Source organism: Peribacillus sp. P4_C12 (assembly GCF_056402095.1).
Window position 1 is genome coordinate 1 of record NZ_JBFUIB010001076.1, and the last position, 728, is coordinate 728.

Annotated in this window: 2 protein-coding genes; both read left to right on the top strand. The window is 28.2% G+C overall.

Annotated elements, in window-relative coordinates; all coding sequences use genetic code 11:
- The first annotated feature begins 190 nt into the window (after positions 1-190).
- A complete protein-coding gene (locus AC1DUW_RS31410) occupies positions 191-397 on the top strand; it encodes a hypothetical protein (RefSeq protein ID WP_477644520.1) in 207 nt (68 codons plus the stop codon).
- A 137-nt stretch (positions 398-534) separates the two neighbouring features.
- Positions 535-728: RDD family protein (locus AC1DUW_RS31415; RefSeq protein WP_477644521.1), on the top strand; the 194-nt coding region annotated here is incomplete at its 3' end.

Consider the following 728-nt stretch of genomic DNA (forward strand, 5'->3'; position numbering starts at 1 on the left):
GGATAAGGTTTTTATAAAAACAATTCTAATTCAAAGCTTCGTTCATCCAATACAAGAAACAAATACATCGCTTATAAAGATATTTTGGAATATTTATAGAAACAATGTTATAAGATATTTAAAATAAAATTTACTATCTGTTATTTAACAATCGGGCAGGAAACATGGTTTGTTGGTTAGGGTTAATGTATTGGATGGAAACTATGAAGAGGTCTGTGAAGGGCAATTGATTTTATCAATAATAGATGCTATTGATTTTATTTATACAACTTTTTCATACATTAAGTTTACTAGTAAAGCAAGGGTTTCTAAAATATTCTTTTACTTTGGCATGATTTCAGTCGTATATGGTGTGGGTATACTAACTCAAAAATATATTCAAAAAAAGAAAAAATAATCTTTTAAATATAAATTAAGCGGATGTTTGGTAATAAAAGAGGGATTTTAACCATATTTAATTCTTTAAAAGCTATTTAAATTACCTTTAATATGGTAAAATAGTTAATTTTAACTAATTCAACAGGAGGGACATTTATGAGCAATTCAGTAGGGTTTTGGAAACGATTTTTAGCAGAAGTTCTAGATGGCATTATAATAGGCATTCCATTGGCGGTAATTTTTGGTTTGATCACTGGTCAATGGGAAGATGATAATATTTCAACCTTTGTCGTCTTTCTTTACACAATGTTCGTACCAATATTTTGGTATGGATATACAGTAGGCAAAAG